Genomic DNA, 26,767 nt, shown 5'->3' on the forward strand with positions numbered 1-26,767 from the left:
TTTTTCTTCATTTTAGTTTTTCAATATATGCTAACGCCGCATGCTATTGTCGAACAACGGCCTGATAACTGAGATAATTACCGTCGTCGGTAATCACACGATAGGCTATTGTTTTTCCCGGCAAGAGTGGCTTATCAGGCAAAATCACCTTTTCCGCCCGTGGCGAAACCATAATATTGGTCAGCGGCCTTTGCCCGGGAATCTCCACGTTGAGGCTAATATTCCAGGGCGTCGGGTTAGTAATGATTAACCGCATATCATGAGCGCTGAACTGAAGCGTCTGATACTGAAGAGCATCAGGATCGCCGATGTCGGCAGGACGAATAAAGACCTTCATCCTTAAGCGTAACGGCAGAATTAACTTTTGCGCGTTCTGCCGGGTCCGCTCGCTCTCAGGCTGGATCTGGAAAATATTCAGCCAAAAGACGCTTTCCCGATCGTTCGGCAGCCCCTGACGTGCCGTAAGCAGCAAACGCAACGAACGAATCTCCTTCGGCAACATTTTGAAAACCGGAGGAGTAGACACAATCGGCGTGCTGACTTTGTCCGGCGGCACCAGCGGATCGCCCGTGTCCGTCCAGACCTGAATTATGGCTGGCGTTTCACCATCGTTAGAGAGATTCAGCGACTGGGCCATTTCGCCAGCGCTGAAAATCACACGAGTCCGATCGACGTTAACCACGGCATAGGCCTCAGCGATGAGGCACGTCATCAGCAAGCCTGCCAGAGCAAGCCTACTGGAAATTAACAACGACTTGTAATTGCGCATTAACCGTACCTGGCGTCACAGTTTGCCCACTGAGGGCCTCTAATGATGCGGTAAAATCACCGGTATAGGTGTTTACCGCCCCCGTCGACGTCAGGCTGGTAAGATCCTGATACGCATACCAGCCGCGCGAGTTTCCCGTGCCGGTTATGCTCCTGTCGGGTAACAAATTGATTGCCGTCCCACTCCGGTTAAGGATTTTTATACCCACGCCAGAAGCCACGCCGCTGTTACCGTAATGCGAATCCAGTAGCCAGGTTAGACCCCCACCGCTGGTCACCAGCCCCAGCCCTTGCGCAGCACTGACAGCAACGGGCTGGTTGACTAAAAAGCCCATGGCCACGTTTGCCTTGCTGGCCGTGGACGTGGCGGTACCGGAAACCGCGCCTGACTCGCACTCGAGGCTGACCGAGAACGGAGCCTGACTGGTACCTCCGGCCTGCAACGCGGCGGAGCTGACGGTGGGTAAAAGCACAACGGCGGGATAGTCTTTAACCTGACATAGTGCACCACGGACGTAGGTCACGGCATTGTAGGTACTCCATGCGCCGGGCCAGTTTGTATACCAGCCATAATAATAAATCGCGCTATCCTGGCCCACCACGATTGAATTTGATGCCAGCCCGGGGCCTTTAAAAGCTATATAGCCCCGCGGTTGGGTATAGGCATCTTTATAGTAATTGCTGGCGTTAAGATAATAGGTGGTGGATGAAATCTTATACATTTCATACAGCACATTGCTGAATGCGCTGGCTGGAATGTAAATATAGGTTCCATCCTGATACCAGTCTGCCGAGGTGATTTGTCTTTGCTTCCAGTAGCGGCTGTAATATTCCCCGGTGCTGAGATTGGTCATTCTTACGGCGACGTTTTTTGCGACATCATAATACGCACCCTCAATTTCAGCGGAGGCATACATGCCGGTATAGGCATTATCGCCGTTGGTAGCATACATTTCATATAAACTTCCGGCGTCAGACAGGGCGCAGCGGAACAGAATTTGATTACTGGCATAGGTTTTATTAGTCGCTGCCGTTAAAAAATTGCCCACCGCGCTGGCAAGCAACGTTCCCGACGGCTGAAAGTTAGTGCCACTGTTGATACTGATTACCGCCGGCAGCCCAATATTGCCATGGCAGGTATCACATGCACCCGACCAGTCGGCGGCAGTATACCCTGCCGCGATGGCCATGCTGGAGAGTGATGACGTGCTGGTCACCCTGATGCAGTTTGCCCACGCGGGCTGGCTTATCAGCAAAAACAGCCCCAGCACCAGAAAATGTTTTAACCTGTCCTGCATTTTAATTTTCCTTTTCACATATCTGGCTCAGGTAAACCAACGGCTCTGCGTTTCGCCCGGTAATTTGATACGGCACACGGCAGCGCTGGTCGCGCTCTTTGCCCCATTTCACGCGCAACACACCGGAGGCTTCCGGGACACGGGCATAAATTTGGCCACCCTGCCCCACCATGCCAATCAATGTTCCCTCGGTATCCCGCACCTCCGCCCCCATTGGCGGTAGTTCTCCGTCACGGGTACTAAGAGTAATGAGAACGGCTTTGCCTTTCAGCGTGGCAAAGTCCACCCGGACCACTGCCCCCGCATAGGGCACGACGCGCTGACTTCCGCCTTTCAGTTCGGCATCCGCCATCATAGTGCGCGAGTCCAGGCTGACGTTGTTGCTACGGTAAGGGGAAAGCGACGGCAGAATGGCGTAGCCAAACGCGTCAATAGTCGCCCCCTGTCCGTTCTGCACGCGCGCACCCTGGGCACCATCGGCGTGTACCAGTGCGAACGTGTCGCTGGTATACGGCCCGAGCGTTAATCCTCCCGGATGTAGCACCAGTGTTCCGGATGCACCAAGCCCTGCCTGCCGGTAGTTATCCCCCTGGTCATAGCTGGCCTGTACGGACCCCACGCGGGTATTTTCCTGAACATTTCCACCAAACGTCGTGGCGTTACCGCTGCTCCCATCCCGATAACGTTCATATCCGCCGTATACGGAGTACGATCTGTCACGACCGTCCCCTGCCGTGCCGGTTAGCGATACTGTCGAGGAGCGGCTGGCGCGCGACTGGTTGTAGTTGTAAGCCACCGACGCCAGGTTGCTGCCCCAGTCCAGGGGGACCGACACGTTGAAGGAGACGGTATTTTCGGTGTATTTCTCTTTTGAACTGTCATCAACCGGCTCGCGGGTACTGGTATAAAAGCGTCCGTAGTCCCAGCTCGTCCGTTGTCTGGCTACGTTCATCCCATAGCTAATTCGTCGCCACTGATTGCTGTAGCCCAGCTGCAGCTGGGTCATACGCGACTGATTGCTATAGTAATCCGCCGTGCTGGCACTCAAATTAAGTACCCCCCAGCTTCCCATCGGCTGGCTGACCGTTGCCGTCAGTCGATTGCGCTGATGCAGGGTGTCTGAATAGTACTCCGTACCGCTTTTCTGCTGGCGGCGAACGCCCAGCACATCCTCCAGATCGCGATAACCACTCGTCGAATAGCGATATGCGGCAAGCACGAGGTTAGTGCCTGCCGTAAACGTCTTGCTGTAGCTGATTTCTGCACGCCATCCCTGCTGCCGGTCATCATTTTCAACCAGGGCATCAGACCAGGTGGCATTCAGACCAATTGCACCAATTTCAGTCGCCAGCACGCCCCCTGCCAGAAAAGCCGTGTAGTCCTTTGCCACGCGCAGGCCGAGGTTGCTGGTGACTTCATTGCTCAGCCCTCGCTGTAACACGCCTTCCAGGAAGGTGTTTTCAATACTGTAGTACTGACGAACGCGTCCGAATGAGAGTCCGTATTGCCAGTTGCCCGGACGCACGGAATCAGGCACAGCGGAATAAGGCACGGTAAAACGGGATGTTTTTCCGCTGGCCTCAATGACCTCAACCTCAAGATCCCCCTGACTGCGGGTGTTGTATAAGTCGTTGATAACGAAGGGTCCAGGCGGAACGTTGGTTTCATAAATGACGTTATTTAGCTGCTTAATCACCACGTGTGCGCTGCTGGATGCAACGCCCCTGACTTCCGGAGCATAGCCCCTCTTCCCCTGCGGCCACATGCGTTCATCGGTTGCCAGTTTCACCCCATTGAACGAGAGGCTGCCAAAGAGGCTGCTGTCGGTATAGTTATCCCCCAGCGCCAGCACGCTATCGATCGGTTCGATGGGACGCTGTACCCAGGTTCGAACGGCGTTATAACTCGAATCGCTTCCACTTATGCTGCTGTCCGCATAGCGCAGGTTTCCCTGATGTCGAACCTGCCACAGCCCAAGGTTGGTTCCGGCATTGATGCCGCTCCACAAATAGTGATAGCGGTAGCGAGTGTCTGTATTTTCCGTGAACGTGTAGCGGGTGTTATGCCGCAAAAAGATCGCCGCCATCCCCGCGTCCCATTCACTTACCGGAATATAGCCGCGAGGCGTACGCTGGAGTTCCGTCATCGGAATAGCCAGCTGGAGGCGCAGTGAGGCCTGGTCAAACAGCCAGGTTGCATGTTCAGCCCACTCACTCAAAAGGCGACACGCTGTCCCCTCATCGCGGTCTGCTGCTTTCAGTTTTGCGGCCTGCATGAGCGATTTGCCCAGACAGGGTTCAGGATCGCTACCATCTGCTTTAGCGCGGAAGACGATCTTTTCTTCGCTTTTCACCAGCGTATTGTTGACGTATACATCCACCAGATAACGTCCGGGTGCGATCTGATGCCGGTTGAACTGCTCCAGATCCATGCCCCAGGACGAGCCCTGCAGCAGTGAAGAGTCAAAAACATATTCTTTCGCCTCCACCAGCCCCGTGCAGTTCAACGAGATACACAGCGCCAGCAGATTGCGACGAAACTCAGGGGTACGAGACAGGGTATTGCCCATTGATCCGTGCTCCCTGATCGTTAACAAGCCATACCCTGACCGTACCGTTTCCCACGGTTTTGGTTTTCCAGTTGTTAAACCAAAACGTTTGACGATCGAAAGGCGCTACCGTATCAGCAGTGAGGGTATGCTTTTTCCCCCCCGCCTCAGCCTCAATGAGGGTTAATGACGCATACCACGGCTGCGGGTTCTCTATGGAAATCCCATACCCCTTTTGCGCATCGAAAGTGGTGTTGACCCGCAGCCCGTTCAGCTGATTTTTTGGGGAGCCAATGCCGGCTGGCCGGTAAATCACTTTTACCCGGGTACGTAGCATGACCAGCATTCTGTTCTGCCCTTTTTCACTCTCGAGATTCGAGGGAGGGACCTGGAGCGCATTGAACCAGTACAGGGATTCCCGATCCTGCGGTAAATCGCGCGCGCCGGTATGGGTCACGCGGATAACTTGTCCCGCTTTCGCCTGGATTCGAAACACGGGAGGGGTCGTCAGAAAAGGGATTTTCGCGCCCTCAGCCGGAGTCGCGTTAACATTACCTTCGTCAAACCAGGTTTGAATCACGTAAGGAATGTCATCATTATTCTTGAGCTGCACGTCAACGGACGAGGCCCCGGCAGGATAAATAATCCGGCTGCCCAGTATCGTGACGCTTGCGGATGCGGTGTTTGCCAGCATCAGTACACATATCAAATAAGTCAGGTACTGAGCGATACGCTGAAGATGTGCGCTTATCATTATTAACAACTCCCGGGTCGAATGAACCTGGTGTGGCGAGACCCTGACTGCAATGCGCTGAGTGGAATGTGCACGTTTGCATCCTGCAAAACGTGCACACGTTAGTTCCAGTGCGGCCTGTTACTGGTAGGAAACGGCATATTGCAGCGTGGCTTCTACCGTACCCGCCGTCGCCGCTGCGTTGGCGTAATACTGCGCGGTATAGGTAGCGGAGGCGTCCGTCTGGTTCGCGGCCAGCTTGAGGTCGCCATTACCGGTAAAGCCATTGCTCAGGTTCACAACGGCATTGGCGGTATCCAGGATCTGGACTTCAACGTTCTTCGCAGTGCCGGTGTTGCCGAGGTTGCCGTTAGACGTCACCTGATTACCGACAAACACCGTCGAGATTTTCGTTTCCCCACTGGCGTTGCCCGTGCAGCCGCTTACCCCGATATCAAACGTGACCGATCCCACGGTATCACCGCTGGCGGCAAGATCGGAGGCGCTGACCGTTGGCAATAAAACCACCGGAGAGGCGCTGTTACCGTTTACGGCAACTGAACAGGTTTCATCCGTCACCTCCCCCTGGAAGGTGATGGTGTTGTCAGACGCAGCAAAAGCCCCACCAGAGACCAGTGACGCCCCCAGAACTAACGCAATAATATTTTTCTTGTTCATAACGCTTATTCCTGTTTTATCAATTGAACCGATAATGAAAACTTCCTTTTTTACAGACAAACCGGTCATATGAAATTGAACGCCAAATAAAGGCGAACGCGTAAACCCTGCCCGATGAGCTGCAGGAACAAATCTATACGAAAATCCCTATCACAAAAATAATTAACCATTAAATCGCAAATCTTAAGATTATAACTCTACAGATGAGGTAATTTAATGTGCGATTAAGTTTTTTATGCCAGTCGCGTCATAATTGCAGTGATTACTTATGCGCCAGCGAGGGAGAAAAAAAAGAAATTATGCTTTTCTCAAGATTTTCAATGAGAAAAGGATGTTGATTCTCTGGGAGAATTAAACCGGTGATCGGGAGGGAAGATTAAATTCCCGGCGAATACCGGGAAAATAAAGGATAATGCACTCAACGTGGTGGCAATAACCCCCAGCATATCTCTTCTTTGCCGTCACTCAACATGCCGCAACGCATAAAATAGAGACGCGAGAGATTGGAAGAATACGTTTTGAACGTACTGCTTTTGATGATCAGGACATACTCATTACTCTTACAGACGGGGTTAAGCTTTACCGCTAAATCCATCACAACCTTCTTTACGTCAGGATTGGTTATACTGTCCAGCGCCTGTTCAGACATCATGACCTTACAGGAGCCAGCATTTCCCATGTAAATCTCATTACGTTCAACGGGCTTACTGGCAACCCAGAATCCTGCAGCCCCGCCCAGCGCCACAACAGCGAAAAAAAGCACCAGCTGATTTACTATTCCTGTTTTCATCGTACGCCAGCGTGATACTTCGCCCGCGCTGCTTTCGGCAGTTTTGCCTTTTAGTAAACGTCCGTTGGCAATATAAGCGGTTTCGGTTTCTGAAGGGGCCCCCATGATGACGTCAACCGGCTCTGAGCATTTTTCGATGTCAACGTGCTGATGCAGCATAAAGCCTATTTTGGGTACGGTGACAATCACCTCCTCATCCATGCCAAGATTCTTCATAATCTTACGTAACTTGCTTACGCACTGGTTAAGATTATTGTTGCTGGAAACCATGCCATAGTCGTCCCAGACTTTCTTAAATATTACTTCCCTTTTTATTGCCTCTCCCTTATGGGCAATAAGCAACAATAAAAGTCTCTTCGTAGGGTTTGAGATTTGAATCAACTCATCCTGAGAACCTTCGAGGCCCAGTGTACTCATATCTGAGTCAAATATTATCTGCTTATTCATTATAAATTTCATATGCATAAACTCTTATTAAGTAAGTTTTCCTCCGGGCATGCGCGAAATGGCTCCTGACGCGTTACCTCGCTTGGGCACGTGACGCAGATCATTTTTAATATTTTCATCTTGTTAAGTTTATTTTTTTTGCGAAGTCCAGGATACATTACACAGTGCAGGCCCCATAGTCAGAATTTTGTACTGTATCATAGACAAGTTATCGCATCATTTACTAAAAACAACAAAAATTTAATATTTTAATCTTGAAAAATATTAATAAATTTTAATCGCCTTACCCGACTCTATTTCAGCAATCAGGAATATTCAGGAATAATCAGAATTATTAAATTAAGAAAGGGGCATATCTGAACGCTGAACGTGTACTCAACACTATAACCCTGAAAGTAAAATTCATTAATATTCAACAAGTTAAACATTGCAGTGGTTATTTTGATACATCGCAAGAATCATCTTTAAGTTGAGAAAAAACTGAAAATACAGTTTAAAATTGATCTAAATCAAATTTAGGTGAGATTTATCCTTAAAAATCAGTTCACAAATACAGCTCAGACCTCACATCGCTCATTCGCCTCAACAAACCTGTCGAAAAATCAGCCGGATATAAGAAAAGATCGCCTGTATACCCACAATATTACCTTCCGTTCTTACGTTTTGGCTCCTGTGATTAAGGCGATTAAAAATAGCGCAATTGTACTTTGATGGCCGGTTAAATATTTACAATTCTTTCTGACTTTTTTAATTACACTACTGAGCAGACTGACTAACTTAACTCAAAAACAACAAATGATGAACAAGGGATAAACAGACGCAGAAAAACATTAAACGGGCCGATAAAAGGCATCCAGACCAGTATAAAAAACTATTTTTACACTGTTCACAAAGATTAACACCATTAAATAAAGGAAGGGATATAGAATTTATCACCTATAAAATCGCACACTCACGTCGTCATGAAACGTTTTACTATTCGACTGCAGCCCATAATGTCACTCACTACGAGGCAACTCTGTGGATATGAAGTGCTGTCTGAGCCTCCCACTGAGCTCAATATTGCAGAGTGGTTTGAACAGTGCTCATCCGCCCAACTCCTGCAGTTGAGAACGTGGCAGCTCAGGATGCTTGAAAGTCAAAAAATCACCGTAAAGCTCTTTGTTAACCTCACCACAGCCATTCTCGCCAGCGAAGAGGGGACCGCGGCGCTTCTGCAAGGCCCTTTACCGGGGGTCGTTGAGCTTCAGGACCCAATGGCAATCGCCCGTCTTGACGCGACCAGGCTCGCATTACTGGATAAAAATCTCCGGCGTCTTCGGCATGCCGGTATGGAGGTCTGGCTCGATGATTATCTCAGCGACTATGGCAGTACGCTTGCCGATAGCGGGCTGGAATTCGATGGGGTGAAACTCGACTGCGCTGCGTTCCAGCAGTATCGCAACGATAGCGCGGGTTTAGCGCACCTGATCGCTGAAGCACGACGTTTCGGAACGTTCGTCCTTGCGGAAGGGGTTGAGAGTCAGAGAGACGTCAGAGCGGCATCGCTGGCGGGGGCCGATCTGGCGCAGGGATTTTACTGGCCGGAGAAAAAAATCCATGCGGTGCAGGCCCCGTCGGTTCAAACCCTCCAGAGACAAATGCGCAATGTCACATAACCGTAATAGCAAAATGCCGCCCTCCTATCGTAACCATATAATTAAATAGATGTTAACTTATTGTAAATTATAGTCATCCAGCTACACCATGAAGGATTGATGCATGTCACGCATCAGCTTATGTGTAATTTGCGCTTATTAATTTTCCCTCACTGATCCAGTTTTCAGAAACAGACGCGTAAAACGTCAACAATAAACTGGAGATAACCATGTTTTCCTCAACCTCACCTGCAACCGTACGCTCTAAGGCGGGCGCGATACTTCGCGTGACGTCCGGCAACTTTCTTGAACAATTCGATTTCTTTCTTTTCGGCTTCTACGCCACCTACATCGCCCACACGTTCTTCCCGGCGAGCAGTGAATTTGCGTCGCTGATGATGACCTTCGCGGTCTTCGGCGCGGGCTTTTTGATGCGTCCAGTCGGGGCCATTGTGCTGGGGGCTTATATTGACAAGGTCGGTCGCCGCAAAGGGCTGATCGTGACGCTTTCCATCATGGCGGCAGGCACCTTCCTGATCGTGCTGATCCCGTCCTATCAAAGCATCGGGCTTTGGGCACCGTTGCTGGTACTGACGGGCCGTCTGCTGCAGGGCTTTTCCGCCGGTGCGGAGCTTGGAGGCGTCTCGGTCTATCTCGCTGAAATCGCCACGCCGGGCCGCAAAGGGTTCTATACCAGCTGGCAGTCCGGCAGTCAGCAGGTTGCCATTATGGTCGCCGCGGCGATGGGCTTTGCCCTGAACGCGCTGATGGAAGAGAGCGCCATTCGTGAATGGGGCTGGCGCATCCCGTTCCTGTTCGGCTGTTTAATCGTGCCGTTTATCTTTTTCCTGCGCCGCAAGCTGGAGGAGACGGAAGAGTTCAGCGCGCGCCGCCATCATCTGGAGATGCGTCAGGTCTTTAAAACGCTGCTTGGCAACTGGCAGGTGGTGGTCGCGGGCATGCTGATGGTGGCGATGACCACCACCGCGTTCTACCTGATCACCATCTACGCGCCAACTTTCGGCAAAAAAGTGCTGATGCTGAGCGCCTCGGACAGCCTGCTGGTCACGCTGCTGGTAGCGATCTCTAACTTCATCTGGTTGCCGGTGGGCGGCGCGCTGTCGGACCGCTTCGGGCGTAAACCGGTGCTGATTGCCATGACCCTGCTGGCGCTGGCCACCAGCTACCCGGCCCTGACGCTGCTGGCTGACGCGCCAAGCTTCTCCATGATGCTGTGCGTCCTGCTGTGGCTCTCCTTCCTGTACGGGCTGTATAACGGGGCGATGATCCCGGCGCTGACGGAAATTATGCCCGCTGAAGTCCGCGTGGCAGGGTTCTCTCTGGCTTACAGCCTCGCAACGGCGATCTTCGGCGGCTTTACCCCGGTGATGTCCACCGCGCTGATTGAATACACTGGTGACAAAGCCTCGCCGGGCTACTGGATGAGCTTCGCCGCGGTGTGTGCCCTGCTGGCAACCCTCTACCTTTACCGTCGTCGCGCGGTTTCGGTGCAAAACACCGTTAAGTCGCAGGAGGCCGCATGACTCGCACTTCTCGTTATACCGTTACCGCGCTGATGCTGACGTTCCTGAGCGCCAATGCCTGCGCTCAGGAGGTGAAAGTGATGATTTCAGGCGGTTTCAAAGCCGCCCTTGAAAAGCTGGCACCGGAATATGAACGCCAGACCGGCGATACCATCGTGATTATTCCCGGTCCGTCAATGGGCGCTACGCCGCAGGCGATCCCAAACCGGCTCGCGCGCGGCGAGAAAGCCGACGTGGTGATTATGGTGGGCGATGCGCTGGCGAAGCTCGAAAAAACCAGCCAGACCCAGCCGGGTTCGCGAACGGAACTTGCGGACTCCCCCGTCGGAATGGTGGTGAAAAAAGGGGCGGATGTCCCTGATATCAGCAGCGAGGCGACGCTACGTAACGCGCTGCTTCAGGCCAGCTCCATCGCCTACTCAGACAGCGCCAGCGGCAGGTATGTCAGCCAGACGTTGTTTAAAAAGCTGGGGATTGAAAAGGAGGCGGCGGCTAAAGCAACGATGATCGAACGCATTCCGGTTGCTTCGGAAGTGGCAAAAGGGAAATACGCCGTGGGCTTCCAGCAGGTGAGCGAGCTGCTGCCGGTTCAGGGCGTCACTTTTATCGGTAAAATCCCGGATAATCTGCAGTACATCACGCGCTTCGCAGGCGCGGTCACCCGTCACGCTGAACATCCTGACGAGGGGAAAGCGCTGCTGACCTATCTCGCCTCACCGCCCTCGCGTGCCGTCATCGAGAAGACGGGGATGATCCCCGTTACGTCCGGCGATACCGCTCGGTGATCTCTTTTTCCAGTTCAGCCGCGATATAAGACTGGATGCGCCCCCGGCGCCGGATAAGCCCCACGGTGCGTTTCACTTCCGGCGCCACCAGTGGCAGATGCGTCAGCGGCGTGTACTCTGACGTCGGCATCGACATGGCGGGAACGGCGGCAATGCCGATCCCCGCCTCAACCATACCGAGCATCGTGGTGACGTGGCGCGTTTCGCAGACGCTGGGGCGCTCGGGAATGATATCCCCCAGCATCCGATCCAGCAGGTTGCGGTTCCCCGACGTTTTATCGAGGGAGATATAGTCCTGCTGGTAAAACGCCTGCCAGGTCAGGTGGCTCTTCTGCGCCAGCGGGTGGTCCTTTCTGCACGCCACAACGTAGACATCCTCCACCAGCGGGAAAAATTCAATTTCAGACGGCAGGTTTCCCGCAAAGCAGATGCCAAAATCCGCCTGGCTTCGGGCCACGGCGTCAATCACATTCCCCGCGCTGCTGTCGATGAGCTTAATGCGAACGCGCGGAAAGCGGGACTGAAAGCGACGGATCACATCAGGCATAAAGTAACAGGCGGCGGAAGGTACCGCGGCGACCGTAATCAGCCCCGTCCGCTCTTCACTGGCCTTATCGACATCCGCCAGCATTGATTCTACGTTGTCGAGCAGCTGTGCTGAGCGTTCAGCAAAGTTTTGCCCGTATAACGTCAGGGCGACGCGGCGGGTGGTTCGGTCAAACAGCCTGGTTCCCAGCGCGGCTTCCAGCTTTTCGATCCTGCGGCTCAGCGCCGACTGGGATATGCAGATTGATTCAGCGGCGACACGGAAGTTACCGTATTCCACTAACGCCCTGAAGGCATAGAGATCGTTAAGGTCGAAATTCACGGGCATAGCGTCTGGATGTCCTGTCAGGGAAAGCAACAAAGTCAAAAATAATAGCGTCTTATTGACCTTCCGCAACCGGCGCGGTGTTGAAATAGGTCAGAGGTCGTTGAGAATGAGGCGAATGCGCCCGGCCTGGTCAGCAATCGCCTGCCGTTCCTCTTCCTTCATATCCGCAAGCTGTTTATAGACAATGCCCAGGCGGGGATTGTTACCGAGGCGCGCCCGGTTGCGCGCAAAGAAATCCCAGTAGAGGGCATTGAACGGGCACGCCAGCTCTCCGGTGCGCTGGTTGTGCTGATACCGACACCCCTGACAGTAATTACTCATCTTATGAATGTAGGATGCGCTTGAGACATAGGGCTTACTGGCCAGTAACCCGCCATCGCCAAACTGGCTCATGCCGAGAGTATTGGGCAGCTCCACCCATTCAAACGCATCAATATAGACCCCCAGATACCACTCATGGACCGCCTGCGGCGACAGACCGCTGAGCAGACTAAAGTTCCCGATCACCATCAGGCGCTGGATATGGTGGGCGTAAGCCTCGGTGAGCGATTGCCCAACGGCATGCGCCAGGCAGCGCATCTGCGTTTTGCCCGTCCAGAACCAGTCCGGCAGCGGGGCGTGCTGCTCCAGGGCATTCAGCTCGCGATAGCCCGGCATTTGCGACCAGTAGATCCCGCGCACGTACTCCCGCCAGCCGAGGATTTGTCGGATAAACCCTTCAACGGCAGGCAGCGGCGCGTGGCCAGAACGCCATGCCTGCTGGGCGGCGGCCACAACTTCCCGGGGATTAAGCATTTTGGTATTCAGCGCAAAAGAAATTAACGAATGAAAAAGAAAAGGTTCTTCCGCGTGCATCGCATCCTGCCAGTTTCCAAACTGCGGGAGCACGTGAGAAATAAACGCATCCAGACTGGCTTTGGCTTCCGAACGGTTGAGCGGCCAGCGAAAATTGTCGGCCTGCGGTTCGCCGAAGGTCTTTACGCCGCAGCGTTGGATCTCTGCCCACAAGGCTGAACGATCCTGGCGGGGGCGCGAGTCACCCGGTGCGGGCGGCTCGCCGGACCAGCGCCTGCGGTTTTCAGCATCATAATTCCATTTCCCCCCTTCCGGCTCGCCTTCAGAGGTCAAGAGAATCCCGTGCCGACGGCGCATTTCCCGATAAAAGTATTCCATTCGCCAGCTTTTACGCGACGCAAAAAACGCGCTTACCGCGTCCCGGGGGGTGAAAAAATGCTCGCTGCTAACGCAGGCTGTTTCGACGGACGCTGTTTTCGCCCACGCCTGCAGCTGCGCATCAAGACGCCATTCGTCGGGCTCCTGCCACAACACCCTTCCGGCGCTGTAATGCGTAACAAGCGCGTTGAGATTGTCTTCCAGCGCGCCGCGGTTTGAACCGTCAGAGAGCCGGACATACCTTACCCGATGCCCCTTCTCTTTCAACGCTGAGGCAAACGCCCGCATGGCGGCGAAGATAGCGATAACTTTCTGGGCATGATGCAGCACGTATGCGGTTTCCGCCCGCAGTTCCAGCATCACGTAAATGACGTTTGGGTTGCGGGTATCAAACCAGCTGTGATGCGGATTAAGCTGATCGCCCAGGATCAGGCGCAGCTCGGTCAACGGTGGCTCCTGCGGCAACGCTCGGAACAGTATTTGACCTCATCCCAGCATTTTGCCCATTTTTTGCGCCACGTCATGGGCCGCTGGCAGTGCACACACAGCCGACTGGGCAGGTCCTGCTTGTTGCCTTTGAAATCGCTCATCTTTTCAATACCGTACTGATTTATTCACCCCACCTGCGGATAAAGGCTACGACAGACGTCACAAAATGAAGGTGATGCCTGCAAAGCGCTACCCACCGCTACGTACGAAATGATAGTTTATTCGGGCTGTAAGTGTTGCAATGATAACGTTCCCCTTTGTATTCAAGTGACGAGTTTGCGAGCAAAGCGATGATTAAGTGGCCCTGGAAAACGAATGAGGCTGGCCGGGATATGGCGCTGCCGTGGGATGACGCGCTGGCGATCCCTGTTCTGGCGAATCTTAAGCCGGATGAACAATCGAAGCTGGTTCAGATGGCGGATCGTTTTTTGCAGCAAAAACGCCTGGTGCCGCTGCAGGGGTTCGAGCTTGATCCGCTGAAAAACGCCCGCATCGCCCTGCTTTTCTGCCTGCCGGTGCTGGAGCTCGGCATTGAGTGGCTGGACGGTTTTCATGAAGTGCTGATTTATCCTGCACCGTTCGTCGTCGATGACGAGTGGGAGGATGATATCGGGCTGGTACACAACCAGCGGGTGGTGCAGTCCGGGCAAAGCTGGCAGCAGGGGCCAATTATCCTCAACTGGCTCGACATTCAGGACTCGTTCGACGCCTCAGGCTTTAATCTGATTATTCACGAGGTGGCGCATAAGCTTGATACCCGCAACGGCGATCGCGCCAGCGGCGTGCCTTTTATTCCGCTACGTGAAGTCGCAGGATGGGAGCACGACCTGCATGCGGCAATGGATAACATCCAGGATGAGATAGACCTGGTGGGCGAAAGCGCGGCCAGCATTGATGCCTATGCGGCAACTGACCCCGCCGAGTGCTTTGCGGTGCTCTCGGAGTACTTCTTCAGCGCCCCCGAACTCTTCGCGCCCCGTTTCCCGGCGCTGTGGCAGCGTTTCAGCCAGTTTTATCAGCAGGATCCGCTCCAGCGCCTGCGGCAAAATGAGGGCGCAGGCGGCCCTTCATCCCACCACGTCCATTAATTTTTTTCGACAGGGGTACGCTCGGTTAACCGTACCCCGATGCTCAGCGCTAAAAACAGCGCCGCCACGCCAAAGGCCGCCGTCGTTAAATAGTGTTCGCCGAAAAAGCGCGTCACAACGGGCACCAGCAGCGCGCTTACGCCATAGCCCAGCGTGTGGCTGGTCGCAATAGCGCCCGCCCCCTTCCCCGTGGTCAGGCGATCGTTCAGCAGCAGCTGATAGCCCGGCGTTGCCATTGCCGCGCCGAGCGAAGTGATAGCAATCCCCACATAGAACAGCGCCAGTTCGGCGATACACATTAGCGCCAGCCCAGCCACCATCAGCACCGCCGCCATGCAAAGCAGGGTCAGCGGGCTGAAATGCTGCGGACGAACCACCAGGAACTGCGCCGCGAGCGTAGCCAGTGCGGCCAGGCTCAGCAGGAGCGCAACATGATGGCTGATATCCCGGGCGTTGCCGTCCAGCAAGGGGCTGAGGTGCGGTGACAGGCCGAGCTGCATCAAACTCACCAGCGCCGCCAGCAGCATCGCCAGCAGCAGGAACGGCAGCATGGTCATCTGCAGACGGGTCGCCTGGTGTGCCACCGGCGGCAGCGGCGGATCCGCCACTTCGCGCAGCACCAGTAGCAGAGCGATTAACGGCGCGATCGCCATCAGCCAGAGCGGCGCGACCGGGTTAACGCTGAGCATCAGCGCCGCCAGCGGAGGCCCCAGCAGGCGGCCACAGCTGAGGCCGGAACTGATGGTTGCCAGCGCCGCCATGCGTTTATCCAGGCCCGCACGCTGAATGGCCCACGTCTGCGCGGCAGGCACCATGCCCGACACCGTCAGGCCATACAGCAGACGCGAGAGGATCAGCCCCGCCAGCCCCCAGGTGCTTTCCAGCCTCCCTGCCGCCATCGCCCAGACCACCAGCGCCATGACGCCAAAGCTGGCGAGATAGCCGCTGAGGGAGGCCACCATAACGACCTTACAGCCGCGGCGCTCGCTCTGGCGTCCCCACCAGGGGGACGCGGGTAAAAAAAGCATGGAGCCGAACATCAGCAGCCCGGCCCAGACCGAGAGTGAAAGTCCGGTCAGGGTCACCAGCTGCGGAAGCATGACCAGCAAACCGTTTTGCCCAATGCCCAGCAGGCCCGCGCAGAGCGCCAGGGGCCAGTTGGCTTTGGTGGTGATGTTTTCGGTCAACGTTTCAGAATCAACGTGCATGAGAATGTGAACATAGTGTCAATAAATGTGTGGAAATTATGAAGTTAATGAAAACAAATATTGCAAAAATAGTTGCCACTGTAAACAGAATGAATATCATAACGAGAATTATTATCAGTCATGGAATGAGGTACATCTATGCGTGCTCTGCCCCGCTCTGCCGGTACAGACGTTGCAGCCCAGTGTTTTTTAAACGCCCTGTTACGCGAAACGAAGGACTGGCGCTATCTCCCCGCAGCCGCAGCGGATGAGTTAGCGCACATTCATATTCCACTCTCTTCCTCCCAGGCCCTTCGGGTTCCGGTACGCTATTTCTCACCAACCCAGCACCATCAGTACCGTTTCCCGGCAACGCTTATTCAGAGCGATAGCGACAGTGGTGACGCCGTCACTTTCACTCAACTGATTGATTTAATTCTTGAAAAACCCTCAGTAAAAGGCTCACTGGATGCCGATACGCTGACGCGTTTTAAACTGCGCGCGCTGGAAAGCCATACCCATACCTGGCAGGCGATTGATTTGCGCCACGGCTGGGCAACGCTGCGCGACAAGCCGCTGACGTTTGCCGAAGCGGAACAGGCGCTGCTGGTGGGCCACGCGTTTCACCCTGCGCCAAAATCCCACGAGCCATTCAACGAAACCGAGGCGCGCCGGTATCTGCCGGATTTCGGCTCCCGCTTCCCGCTGCGCTGGTTTGCCGTTGAGAGCACGCTCGTTGCCGGCGACAGCCTGAACGTCTCCCTGCGCGAGCGTCTGCTGCGCTTCGCCGCCCAGAGCGCGCCCGAACTGCTCGGCCACTTCACCGACACCCGCTGGCTGCTGCCGATGCATCCGTGGCAGGCCGACTATCTGCTGGAGCAGGACTGGTGTCAGCGTCTGGCGGCAAACGGTTCATTACAGGACCTGGGTGAAGCGGGCGCACAGTGGCTGCCCACCAGCTCCTCACGCTCGTTGTACAGCGAAACCAACAGCGACATGATTAAATTCTCCCTCAGCGTGCGCCTGACCAACTCCGTGCGCACGCTGTCGGTCAAAGAGGTTAAGCGCGGTATGCGCCTGGCGCGGCTGGCGAAAACAGAACGCTGGCAAGATTTACAGGCCCGCTACCCGACCATGCGCGTGATGCAGGAAGACGGCTGGGCGGGACTGCGTGATGAAAACGGCGTCGTTCAGGAAGAGAGCCTTATGGCCCTGCGCGTTAACCTGCTGTTTGACACGCCAGACACCCAGACCAACGTGCTGGTCAGCCTGACGCAGGCCGCGCCTGACGGCGGCGACAGTCTGCTGGCCGCAGCGGTACGCCGTCTTAGCCAGCGTCTGGATTTACCGCTCGCCCAGGCCGCCCGCTGCTGGCTGGACGCCTACTGCGACCGCGTGTTGCTTCCGCTGTTCAGCGCCGAGGCGGACTACGGTCTGGTGCTGCTGGCGCACCAGCAAAATATCCTCGTTGAGATGCAGCAGGATTTCCCCGTCGGGCTGATCTACCGCGACTGCCAGGGCAGCGCCTGGACCGAAGGGGCCGACGCGTGGCTGAAAGAGGCGGGCGAAACCGACGTGGAAAACCGCTTCGGTGAAAGCCAGCTGCTGCGCTACTTCCCTTATTACCTGCTGCTGAACTCCACCCTTGCGGTCACCGCCGCTCTCGCCGCCGCCGGTTTCGACAGCGAAGAGCACCTGATGTCCCGCGTGCGTGACGCGCTGGCCGGGCTGCGCACGACGGCGAAGCAGACCCGCTGCCTCGACTACGTGCTCGACAGCCCGACCTGGAACTGCAAAGGCAACTTCTTCTGCTACCTGCACGATCGCAATGAGAACACCATCGTCGATCCGGCGGTGATCTATTTCGACTTTAGCAACCCGTTTTACAAGGAGAAGGCGTGATGGCCATCGCGAATATCGTCCATTCCGGCTACGGCTTTCGCTGCACCGCAACGGAACAAAATCTGCCGCTGACGCTGGGTCTTGACGGCAGCGCGGTGCTGGAGCGTCTGACCGGGATCCCGGCCGGCTGGCTGGTGGAAGCCCTCGATCAGCTGTTTGTTGCCGCGCCCGCCCTGACCGGCATTACCCTGCCGTGGGCGGACTGGCAGGATGAACCCCAGGCGCAGGCGCTGTTTAGCCAGGCCCACGGGGATTATCTGGCGCGTGCAACCTTCTGGCAGCTGCCGCTGTGGCTGCAAGGCGAACGTCCGCAGGCAAGCGGTGGGATGCAGTTTGATGAGAGCCGCCAGCTGTACTTCCCGCTGCGTCCTCGTCGCCCGCAGGGCGAGGTGTATCGCCGTTACGATCCGCAAATCAAGCGCACTTTGAGCTTCCGCGTGGCGGACGTGGCGCTGGACGGCGAGCGTTTCACTCAATGGATGAATAACCCGCGCGTGAACGCCTTCTGGGAGATGGCGGGCCCGCAGGCCGAGCAGGAAAACTACCTGCGCCGCCAGCTTGACTCGACCTACTGCTACCCGGTTATCGGCTGCTTCGACGACCAGCCGTTTGGCTATTTTGAACTCTACTGGGCGGCAGAAGACCGCATTGGCCGTCACTACCGCTGGCAGCCGTTTGACCGCGGGCTGCACATGCTGGTGGGCGAAGAAAACTGGCGCGGCGCGCAGTATATCCGCAGCTGGCTGCGCGGCCTGAGCCACTATCTGTATCTCGATGAACCGCGCACCGCGCGCATCGTGGCCGAGCCGCGCTTCGACAACCAGCGCCTGTTCCGCCATCTGGCCTCCGCCGGTTTCGACACGGTAAAAGAGTTCGACTTCCCGCACAAGCGCTCGCGCCTCATCATGAGCCAGCGTCACCGCTTCTTCAGCGAGGTGGGCCTGTGAACGCGCTCTGGCAGAAAGTGAACCGCGAGATGGTGGCGAAGATCCTCGCGGAGCTGGAATACGAACGCACCCTGCGCGCTGAGCCGGTTTCATCGGACGGCTGGCGCATCGCCATGGGCAACGAGTCCTGGCAGTTTCGCGCCGCGCGCGGGATCTGGGGCTGGCTGCATATCGATCCGGACAGCCTGACCACCGCCAGCGGCGCCGCCGTGGAAGCGGAGAGCGCGCTGCTGCAGCTGGCGACGGTGCTGGAGATGAGCGACGCGCAAACGGCGGAGCACATGGAAGATCTCTACGCCACGCTGCGCGGCGACATGCAGCTGCTGCAGGCGCGTGAAGCGCTGGACGCGGACGCGCTGATCCACCTCGACCCGGACGAATTACAGTGTCTGATGAGCGGCCACCCGAAGTTTATTTTCAACAAAGGCCGCCGCGGCTGGGGTCTGGACGCGCTGCGCCAGTACGCGCCGGAATACCGCGGGCGCTTCCGCCTGCACTGGGTCGCCGTCCAGCGTGAACATCTGGTCTGGAGCAGCGACGCCGATTGCGACATTCACGCTCTGCTGGCCAGCACCATGGATGATGCCGAGCGCGCCCGGTTTGACGCTCGCTGGCAGGCGCTGGGTCTCGACGACGGCTGTCTGCCCGTGCCGCTGCACCCGTGGCAGTGGCAGCAAAAAATTGCCATTCATTTTCTTGCGCAGCTGGCACGCGGTGAAATGGTTGAGCTGGGCGAGTTTGGCGATGAGTACCTGGCCCAGCAGTCCCTGCGCACGCTCACCAACGCCAGCCGTCGCGCGCCGTATGACATCAAGCTGCCGCTGACCATCTACAACACCTCCTGCTATCGCGGCATTCCGGGCAAGTACATTGCCGCCGGTCCTCTGGCCTCGCGCTGGCTGCAGCAGCAGTTCGCCGCTGACGCCACGCTGATCCGCTCCGGCGCGCAGGTGCTGGGCGAACCCGCCGCCGGGTATCTGTCGCATCCGGGCTACGCGGCGCTGCCGAAAGCGCCCTACCGCTATCAGGAGATGCTGGGCGTGATCTGGCGCGAGAACCCATCCTGCTATCTGCAGGACGGCGAGCAGGCGGTGCTGATGGCGGCGCTAATGGAAACCGACAACGCCGGGCGTCCGCTGATCGACGCGTGGATCACGCGCTCGGGGTTAACCGCCGACGCGTGGCTGGAAAAGCTGTTCGAGGCAACGGTGATCCCGTTCTACCACCTGCTCTGCCGCTACGGCGTGGCGCTGATTGCCCACGGCCAGAACGTGACGCTGGTGATGAAGGACTACGTCCCGCAGCGGATCCTGCTGAAGGATTTCCAGGGCGATATGCGCCTGGTGGACGAGGATTTCCCACAGGCGCAGAGCCTGCCGGAGCAGGTAAAAGCGGTGACGGCGCGCCTGAGCGCGGATTACATCATCCACGACCTGCAAACCGGCAACTTTGTGACGGTGCTGCGCTTTATTTCACGCCTCACGCTGCAAAGCGGCGTCAGCGAAACGCGTTTCTATCAGATCCTCGCCGGGGTGCTGCACCGCTATATGGCCGCGCACCCGGAGCTTGCGGAGCGCTTTGCGAAATTCGATCTGTTTAAGCCGCAGATTATTCGCGTGATCCTCAACCCGGTCAAACTGACCTTCTCCGAACACGACGGCGGCAGCCGCATGCTGCCGAACTACGTTACCGATCTTGATAACCCTCTTTTTCTGGCCTCCCGGGAGTCCGCGCAATGAAAACCTATGATTTCATCGGCATTGGTATTGGCCCGTTTAACCTCAGCGTCGCCGCCCTCGCAGAAGGTCTGGACGGCTTTAGCTCGCTGTTCCTTGAGCGTAAACCGCACTTCTCATGGCACCCGGGCATGATGGTGCCGGACTGCCACATGCAGACCAGCTTCCTGAAGGATCTGGTCAGCGCCGTGGAGCCGACCAACCGCCACAGCTTTCTGAACTACCTGGTACAGCGCAAAAAGTTCTACCGCTTCCTGACCACCGAGCAGCGCACGGTTTCCCGCGAAGAATTTGCGGACTACCTGTGCTGGGCGGCGGACAACCTCACCAACCTCGCCTTCAGCCAGCAGGTGCAGCAGGTGAGCTTTGATGAGAAAAACGGCCTGTTTGAGGTGGTGACCCAGCGCGACCGCTTCCTGGCGCGCCACGTCTGTGTGGGGATTGGCAAACAGATCAACCTGCCTGACTGCGTCACGGCGCAGGACGATACCTGCTTCCACGCCAGCGAGATGATGCTGCGCACGCCGGATCTCGCCGGCAAGCGCGTCACCGTTGTCGGCGGCGGCCAGAGCGGCGCCGACCTGTTCCTGAATATTTTCCGTGGCGAATGGGGCCAGCCGCTGAGCCTGAACTGGGTCTCGCGCCGCAACAACTACAATGCGCTGGATGAAGCCGCCTTTGCTAACGAGTATTTCACGCCGGAGTACGTGGACAGCTTCTCCACGCTCGGTGAAGAGGCGCGTCGTCAGATGCTGCACGAGCAGAAGATGACCTCCGACGGTATCACCACCGAGTCACTGCTGGCGATTTACCGCGCCATGTATCACCGCTTCGAAGTGCTGCGTGAAAAACCCTGGGCGCACCTGATGCCGTCCCGCTCGGTGACGGCCCTGACGCGCCAGGAAAACGGTCAGCGCCTGAGCATACAGCATCACCTCGACGGCGGCCACGAGCAGCTGGAGAGCGACGTGGTGATTTTCGCCACCGGCTACCGCGCCGTGCAGCCCGCGTTCCTCGCACCGCTGTCTCACCGCCTGCATCTGGATGCGGACGAAGCGTTCTGCATTAACAACGATTTCACCCTCGAATGGGACGGTCCGCAGAGCAACCGCCTGTTCGCCGTGAACGCCGGGATGCATCGTCTCGGCATTGCCGAACCCCAGCTCAGCCTGATGGCCTGGCGCGCGGCGCGAATTCTGAATCGCGCACATGCCGACGAGCCGTTTGAACTGGCCACCACCCCTGGCGTTATCCACTGGCGGAGCACCACCAGCCCGGAGAGCAGCCAGGTTTTTAAATCGTTAGCAAAAACCACTGAGTACTGACACACACAATCAGGATCAACATAACAATGAAACGTTCTCATCTTTGGGTTTTAAATCCTTGCTTGCTTGCAATGCTTTCTACCTCTGCGTGGGCGGAAGAACAAAAGGAAGAAAATATCGTGGTCTCTGCCAGCCGCGCGCACCGCAGCGTGGCCGAGATGGCGCAGACCACCTGGGTCATTGAACGATCTGAGATCGAGCAGCAGGTTCAGGGCGGGAAAGAGATTAAAGAGGTGCTGGCGCAGCTGATCCCGGGTATGGACGTCAGCAGCCAGGGGCGTACCAATTACGGCATGAACCTGCGCGGCCGCTCCATGATGGTGATGGTGGACGGCGTACGCCTGAACTCGTCCCGCAGCGACAGCCGCCAGCTCGACTCCATCGACCCGTTCAACATTGACCGCATCGAAGTCATCTCCGGCGCCACGTCACTGTACGGCGGCGGCAGCACCGGCGGCCTGGTGAACATCGTCACCAAAAAGGGCCAGCCGGAGACCGAAGTTGAGTTCCAGACCGGAGCAAAAAGCGGGTTTAACAGCCACAATGACCACGATGAGAACGTGTCGGCTGCGGTCAGCGGCGGCAACGACAACGCCTCCGGCCGTCTGTCGGTGTCGTATCAGCGCTACGGCGGCTGGTATGACGGCAACGGCGACGAGGTGATCATCGATAACACCCAGACCGGCCTACAGTATTCCGACCGTATTGATGTGATGGGAACAGGCACCCTCAACATCGACGATCACCAGCAGTTGCAGCTCACTACCCAGTACTACAAGAGCGAGTCCGACGGCAAGCATGGGCTGTATCTCGGGAAGAACTTCTCGGCGGTAACGGGCGATGCCACCGCGTACAACAAGGATAATCTCGACTCTGACCGCGTGCCGGGCACCGAGCGCCATCTGATTAACCTGCAGTACTCTAATACTGATTTCTGGGGCCAGGATCTGGTCGCGCAGATTTACTACCGTGACGAGAGCCTGACCTACTACCCGTTCCCGACCCTGACCAAAGGCGTGGTGAGCAGCATCGGCGCGTCGCAGCAGAAAACCGATTTTTACGGCGGCAAGCTGACGCTGAACAGCAAGCCAGTGGACGATTTGACGCTGACCTGGGGTGTTGATGCCGACCACGAAACGTTCGATGCCAACCAGCAGTTCTTTGACCTGAGCAAAGCGGCGGCGACCGGCGGCATGGAGCTGGACAACGCCTACAACGTGGGCCGTTATCCGGGCTACAGCATCACCAACCTCGCTCCGTTCCTGCAGGCGAGCTATGACATTGACGCCATCACCCTGAGCGGCGGCGTGCGCTACCAGTACACCGAAAACAAGGTGGATGATTTTGTTGGCTACGCTCAGCAGCAGGCCATCGCCACCGGGAAAGCCACCTCCGCCGACGCGGTGCCGGGCGGGAAAACCGATTACAACAACTTCCTGTTTAACGCCGGGATCCTCGGTCGTCTGACCGAACAGCAGCAGCTGTGGTTTAACTTCTCCCAGGGCTTCGAAATTCCGGATCTGGCGAAGTACTACGGCTCCGGCACCTACCAACTCAGCAACGGCCACTATCGCCTGCTGAACAGCGTGAACGTCAACGACTCAACGCTGGACGGCATCAAGGTCAACGCCTACGAGCTGGGCTGGCGCTTCACCGGTGACAACCTGCGCACGCAGGTCGCGGCGTATTACTCGCTCTCGGATAAAACCATCACCATCAACAAGACAGATATGACCATCAACCTGGAAGACGATAAGCGTCGTATCTACGGGATTGAAGGCCAGGTGGACTATTTCTTCACCGACAGCGACTGGAGCACCGGCGCGAACTTTAACGCCATCAAGTCTGAAACCCGCGAAAACGGGAAGTGGGAGAAGCTGACGGTCGACAGCGCCAGCCCGTCGAAAGCCAGCGCATGGGTGAACTGGGCGCCGGGCGACTGGACCCTGCGCGTGCAGAGCACGCAGACCTTTGACGTGTCTGACGCTGACGGCAAGAAGATCGATGGCTATAACACGGTCGATTTCTTGGGTAGCTACGCCCTGCCGGTGGGGAAAGTCAGCTTCAGCGTGGAAAACCTGCTGGACAAAGACTACACCACCGCCTGGGGCCAGCGCGCGCCGGGGCTGTATAGCCCAACCTACGGTGCACCAGGCCTGTACACCTATAAAGGCCGCGGTCGTACGTTTGGTCTGAACTACTCCGTGCTGTTCTGATCCTTCGCGCCGCCTGCGGGCGGCGCATTTCGTTGTGTAATTTCAACGCGAATTTGCTATAAAATCAGCGATTTGCTGAAATAGTCGGCAAACGAACAAAAAGCGCGTTTTCACCCTTTGACAAGGCGTACCGAGGTCGATAATATGCGCCTCGTTCACACGATTCCTCTGTAGTTCAGTCGGTAGAACGGCGGACTGTTAATCCGTATGTCACTGGTTCGAGTCCAGTCAGAGGAGCCAATTTAAGGGAAGCAGACGTTCACTAACGTCTGCTTTCTGCATTTCTATCAATTGGTTATCCCCTCTCAGTCGTTCGCCCTCGTTCACTAAAAACCACTCGAAGCCATATCATTTTGATGGTAAAAATGCTGGTAATGCTGGTTCAATTTCCCTTTTACCAACAAGCGAGGGGCGTTTTCATGTCACTGACTGATATTAAAGCAAAAAATGCAAAACCCCTTGAGAAGGAATACAAGCTAACTGATGGCTTTGGTATGTTCATTCGTGTTACCCCTAAAGGTTCGAAATACTGGCAAATGGCCTATCGTTTCGAAGGGAAGAAAAACTCTTCTCTATAGGTGTCTTACCCTGCTGTTTCTCTTTCTGACGCAAGACAGCGACGCGATGAGGCCAAAAGGCTTCTTGCTCAGGGCAATGACCCTAATGCAAAGAAACAGGCCTAGGTTAAGGAGCTTAAAGACGAAGCAGCACACAAGGTGTGTTGTGCTGCTTATGTTGGATAGGTAATTGAAAACGCGCTTTAAAGCGAGGATAACTCTATTTCAGAGTTCCCCACCTGATATTTGAAAATCTAAATCTTCTTGGAAAAAGTTTTTATCCAAGATTTTCTCAATTGCCTTGACCTGTTGGCTGGTAAGATCCCATCCACCGATCCCTGCAGTAAAGTCACTATAGTCTTCATCCGTCCAAACCATGACTTTAGCTATTTCCGGGAGTTTTTCTTTTGGTATATCGATTTCGAAGACGAGTAGTTCATCTACACGTTCGAAAGCATCAATAGTATAAACAATTGTCATTTTTCTACCTTTCTTGTCGGATCTGCTGGTTTAGTTTGCTCACCTGTTATTGGGTCAAACTCGCCTAAATGATTGCGCCCTGAACGATCATAAATTTCGACCGTACCGTGTTGTGAATCCCATTCATAGATACGCCCTTTAGAATCTTTCCATCTTGAACGCAATGATCCCCCGCCCTTAACCGGGGTTCTTTTTTTAGCCGTTTTAGCTTCTGGGAAGGCAGGTAATGGAGGATTTCCCTTTGGAGCCACATGATATTTATGATCAGCATTCAGATAAATATAAATTGGTGGAATATTAGGCAGTGGCAGAACAAGAATATAATCCGCAAAATTCTTCTCTTCCGGGGTCGGAGTGGTCGTTGCCTCAATACTGGTATTTTCTGGCAGCGGATCGACAACTACCGGATTTGGTATCCTTACTGGGTTCTGGTTGCCTGTATTTGAAGGAACATTGACACCTGAACTGTCGGGCGTCCAGATAATGGTGATACGCGGATCTTCCTCTGTGGTGAACGTATACACTTTTCGACTGCTGTCCCACTCCATTTTGCGCACACGCACCATATCTTTACCGGGTGGAGTGTGCCAGCCATGAGGAACAGGATTACCTTTATCATCCTGTTCCCATGTGTAACGCACACGGCTTGGTGCTTCACGCATTTGCTCAAGTCTCATGCGATCAATAAAATCCTGCTCACCCTCATTGAGCTTACCGGGATACATTCCTACCAGTAATGCAGCTAATGGCGCTCCGTGACCTGCTGCCGCTATTTCACCTACCGCCGTTGCACCACGAACAGCCCATGTTCCTGACGTAATAGCACTTCCACCTACCAACCCAAGGACACTGGCACCTTCAACAGCCGTTTGAACATTGGCAGCACTCGTAGCTGCGGCTATTGCCCTCTGGTATTCGACTTCCTCATGATTACCGAACCACCATTTATACAGGGCGCTTCGTTTCTTTGGCTCTGGAATATCTTCAGCAGGCTTCTTCTTCTTGGCAGTCTGGGCGTGCTGGACAACATCATTATCTGATGCAGGGTCGGCAGGTGGTACAGCCTGATAAAATGCCATCGCAGCGAAATTGGTATGAGGCTCCTGATCTACTCCGGCATCATTACAACCTTCACCCCGAAGGCAGGATTTAGCGAATACCCGATTGCGGTCACGTTCTTCAGCCAGTCGCTTTTCTTCTGCTTGTCTCTCTGCAACTACTCTGGCTGCGTGTTCTTCCCTTGCGATATCAACGGGATCTCTGCCCCTCCCCATCCATTGGCCCGCCGGGGCTATTACACGATTTGTGCCACGAGGACAGCCACAACTGACTTCAGAGCCGTCCATTGCAACAGCTTTTCCGAAGAATTCAACCCGCGATTCGCCATTAATAATCCGTCCCGGTTCTCCACATTTTGGACAGGGCGTGGTCATATCTCCCACCCGGACTATCCGGCGATCAAACTCGCTGTCATTAATGGAGGCAATACATCTTGCCCCGGTCGTCGTTTTATCATTTTCAAAAGCCTGCCCGCGTCCATAATTTTCTGTGCGATATCCCATTGG

General features: G+C 55.5%; 21 protein-coding genes, 1 tRNA gene and 1 pseudogene. 11 read left to right on the forward strand and 12 right to left on the reverse strand.

The window, feature by feature from the left end:
* Positions 1-43: 43 nt before the first annotated feature.
* The 6 genes from ACTJI7_RS08495 to ACTJI7_RS08520 form a co-directional block, all read right to left on the reverse strand.
* The gene (locus tag ACTJI7_RS08495; RefSeq protein WP_248039032.1) at positions 44-712 is read right to left on the reverse strand and encodes a fimbria/pilus periplasmic chaperone; all 669 of its coding nucleotides are present in this window, start codon (positions 710-712) and stop codon (positions 44-46) included.
* A gap of 22 nt (positions 713-734) precedes the next feature.
* Positions 735-2,066: a fimbrial usher protein StbD gene (stbD, locus tag ACTJI7_RS08500; RefSeq protein ID WP_063154969.1), complete on the reverse strand. Its 1,332-nt coding sequence runs from the start codon at positions 2,064-2,066 to the stop codon at positions 735-737.
* A gap of 1 nt (position 2,067) precedes the next feature.
* Positions 2,068-4,623: a fimbrial outer membrane usher protein gene (locus ACTJI7_RS08505; protein WP_370552062.1), complete on the reverse strand. Its 2,556-nt coding sequence runs from the start codon at positions 4,621-4,623 to the stop codon at positions 2,068-2,070.
* Complete coding sequence (locus ACTJI7_RS08510; RefSeq protein WP_063154971.1) at positions 4,607-5,368, reverse strand: fimbria/pilus periplasmic chaperone; 762 nt, start codon at positions 5,366-5,368, stop codon at positions 4,607-4,609. Before ACTJI7_RS08510 ends, ACTJI7_RS08505 begins: the two co-directional genes overlap by 17 nt.
* Before the next feature lie 120 nt (positions 5,369-5,488).
* Positions 5,489-6,025, reverse strand: coding sequence for a fimbrial protein (locus ACTJI7_RS08515; protein ID WP_047367856.1), 537 nt, complete (start codon positions 6,023-6,025; stop codon positions 5,489-5,491).
* Between the two features lie 418 nt (positions 6,026-6,443).
* Positions 6,444-7,262 carry a winged helix-turn-helix domain-containing protein gene (locus tag ACTJI7_RS08520; protein WP_157859378.1) on the reverse strand — a complete coding sequence of 273 codons (819 nt, stop codon included), beginning with the start codon at positions 7,260-7,262 and terminating at the stop codon, positions 6,444-6,446.
* A gap of 962 nt (positions 7,263-8,224) precedes the next feature.
* Between ACTJI7_RS08520 and ACTJI7_RS08525 the strand changes: the two genes are divergently transcribed.
* The 3 genes from ACTJI7_RS08525 (at position 8,225) to ACTJI7_RS08535 (ending at position 11,228) form a co-directional block, all read left to right on the forward strand.
* Positions 8,225-8,920 (forward strand): EAL domain-containing protein, encoded by a 696-nt coding sequence (locus ACTJI7_RS08525; protein ID WP_080461429.1) that lies wholly within the window; start codon positions 8,225-8,227, stop codon positions 8,918-8,920.
* A gap of 209 nt (positions 8,921-9,129) precedes the next feature.
* On the forward strand, positions 9,130-10,443 hold the full coding sequence (locus tag ACTJI7_RS08530; RefSeq protein WP_440670243.1) for an MFS transporter: 1,314 nt from the start codon (positions 9,130-9,132) through the stop codon (positions 10,441-10,443).
* Positions 10,440-11,228, forward strand: a complete 789-nt coding sequence (locus tag ACTJI7_RS08535; protein ID WP_063154974.1) for a substrate-binding domain-containing protein — start codon at positions 10,440-10,442, stop codon at positions 11,226-11,228. Before ACTJI7_RS08530 ends, ACTJI7_RS08535 begins: the two co-directional genes overlap by 4 nt.
* On the opposite strand, the gene ACTJI7_RS08540 is transcribed toward ACTJI7_RS08535, so the two are convergent.
* The 3 genes from ACTJI7_RS08540 to ACTJI7_RS08550 all read right to left on the reverse strand — a co-directional run bounded on the left by ACTJI7_RS08540 (position 11,203) and on the right by ACTJI7_RS08550 (position 13,865).
* On the reverse strand, positions 11,203-12,102 hold the full coding sequence (locus ACTJI7_RS08540) for a LysR family transcriptional regulator (protein WP_028013727.1): 900 nt from the start codon (positions 12,100-12,102) through the stop codon (positions 11,203-11,205). The genes ACTJI7_RS08535 and ACTJI7_RS08540 overlap by 26 nt on opposite strands.
* 90 nt (positions 12,103-12,192) lie before the next feature.
* Complete coding sequence (locus ACTJI7_RS08545; protein WP_080461430.1) at positions 12,193-13,722, reverse strand: cryptochrome/photolyase family protein; 1,530 nt, start codon at positions 13,720-13,722, stop codon at positions 12,193-12,195.
* Entirely contained in the window at positions 13,719-13,865 is a 147-nt protein-coding gene (locus ACTJI7_RS08550) for a DUF2256 domain-containing protein (RefSeq protein WP_072001212.1), read from the reverse strand. Before ACTJI7_RS08550 ends, ACTJI7_RS08545 begins: the two co-directional genes overlap by 4 nt.
* Before the next feature lie 189 nt (positions 13,866-14,054).
* Between ACTJI7_RS08550 and mtfA the strand changes: the two genes are divergently transcribed.
* Complete coding sequence (gene mtfA, locus ACTJI7_RS08555; RefSeq protein ID WP_045260370.1) at positions 14,055-14,852, forward strand: DgsA anti-repressor MtfA; 798 nt, start codon at positions 14,055-14,057, stop codon at positions 14,850-14,852.
* Here the strand turns inward: mtfA and ACTJI7_RS08560 are convergent.
* Entirely contained in the window at positions 14,849-16,060 is a 1,212-nt protein-coding gene (locus tag ACTJI7_RS08560) for an MFS transporter (protein WP_048960076.1), read from the reverse strand. The two genes, mtfA and ACTJI7_RS08560, sit on opposite strands and share 4 nt — an antisense overlap.
* Before the next feature lie 138 nt (positions 16,061-16,198).
* On the opposite strand from ACTJI7_RS08560, the gene ACTJI7_RS08565 reads away from it, so the two are divergent.
* From ACTJI7_RS08565 to ACTJI7_RS08595, 7 genes and pseudogenes are all read left to right on the forward strand, one after another.
* Positions 16,199-17,941, forward strand: a complete 1,743-nt coding sequence (locus tag ACTJI7_RS08565; RefSeq protein WP_063154977.1) for an IucA/IucC family protein — start codon at positions 16,199-16,201, stop codon at positions 17,939-17,941.
* On the forward strand, positions 17,941-18,888 hold the full coding sequence (locus ACTJI7_RS08570; protein WP_049000072.1) for a GNAT family N-acetyltransferase: 948 nt from the start codon (positions 17,941-17,943) through the stop codon (positions 18,886-18,888). The genes ACTJI7_RS08565 and ACTJI7_RS08570 overlap by 1 nt, the downstream gene beginning before the upstream one ends.
* Positions 18,885-20,627, forward strand: coding sequence for an IucA/IucC family protein (gene iucC, locus ACTJI7_RS08575; RefSeq protein ID WP_063154978.1), 1,743 nt, complete (start codon positions 18,885-18,887; stop codon positions 20,625-20,627). The genes ACTJI7_RS08570 and iucC overlap by 4 nt, the downstream gene beginning before the upstream one ends.
* A complete protein-coding gene (locus ACTJI7_RS08580; RefSeq protein ID WP_047367864.1) occupies positions 20,624-21,949 on the forward strand; it encodes a lysine N(6)-hydroxylase/L-ornithine N(5)-oxygenase family protein in 1,326 nt (441 codons plus the stop codon). The genes iucC and ACTJI7_RS08580 overlap by 4 nt, the downstream gene beginning before the upstream one ends.
* Positions 21,950-21,975: 26 nt before the next feature.
* Positions 21,976-24,165 (forward strand): TonB-dependent siderophore receptor, encoded by a 2,190-nt coding sequence (locus ACTJI7_RS08585; protein ID WP_192979427.1) that lies wholly within the window; start codon positions 21,976-21,978, stop codon positions 24,163-24,165.
* 164 nt (positions 24,166-24,329) lie between these two features.
* A tRNA-Asn gene (locus ACTJI7_RS08590) sits at positions 24,330-24,405 on the forward strand.
* A gap of 179 nt (positions 24,406-24,584) precedes the next feature.
* Positions 24,585-24,848, forward strand: a pseudogene (locus ACTJI7_RS08595) (Arm DNA-binding domain-containing protein).
* A gap of 99 nt (positions 24,849-24,947) precedes the next feature.
* Here ACTJI7_RS08595 and ACTJI7_RS08600 read toward each other — a convergent pair.
* Positions 24,948-25,202 carry a pyocin S6 family toxin immunity protein gene (locus ACTJI7_RS08600; RefSeq protein WP_063154979.1) on the reverse strand — a complete coding sequence of 85 codons (255 nt, stop codon included), beginning with the start codon at positions 25,200-25,202 and terminating at the stop codon, positions 24,948-24,950.
* Positions 25,199-26,764, reverse strand: coding sequence for a colicin E3/pyocin S6 family cytotoxin (locus ACTJI7_RS08605; protein ID WP_126818428.1), 1,566 nt, complete (start codon positions 26,762-26,764; stop codon positions 25,199-25,201). The genes ACTJI7_RS08600 and ACTJI7_RS08605 overlap by 4 nt, the downstream gene beginning before the upstream one ends.
* Positions 26,765-26,767: the final 3 nt, after the last annotated feature.

It is taken from the genome of Enterobacter sp. 22499 (genome assembly GCF_052044815.1).
Classification (GTDB): Bacteria; Pseudomonadota; Gammaproteobacteria; order Enterobacterales; family Enterobacteriaceae; genus Enterobacter; species Enterobacter bugandensis.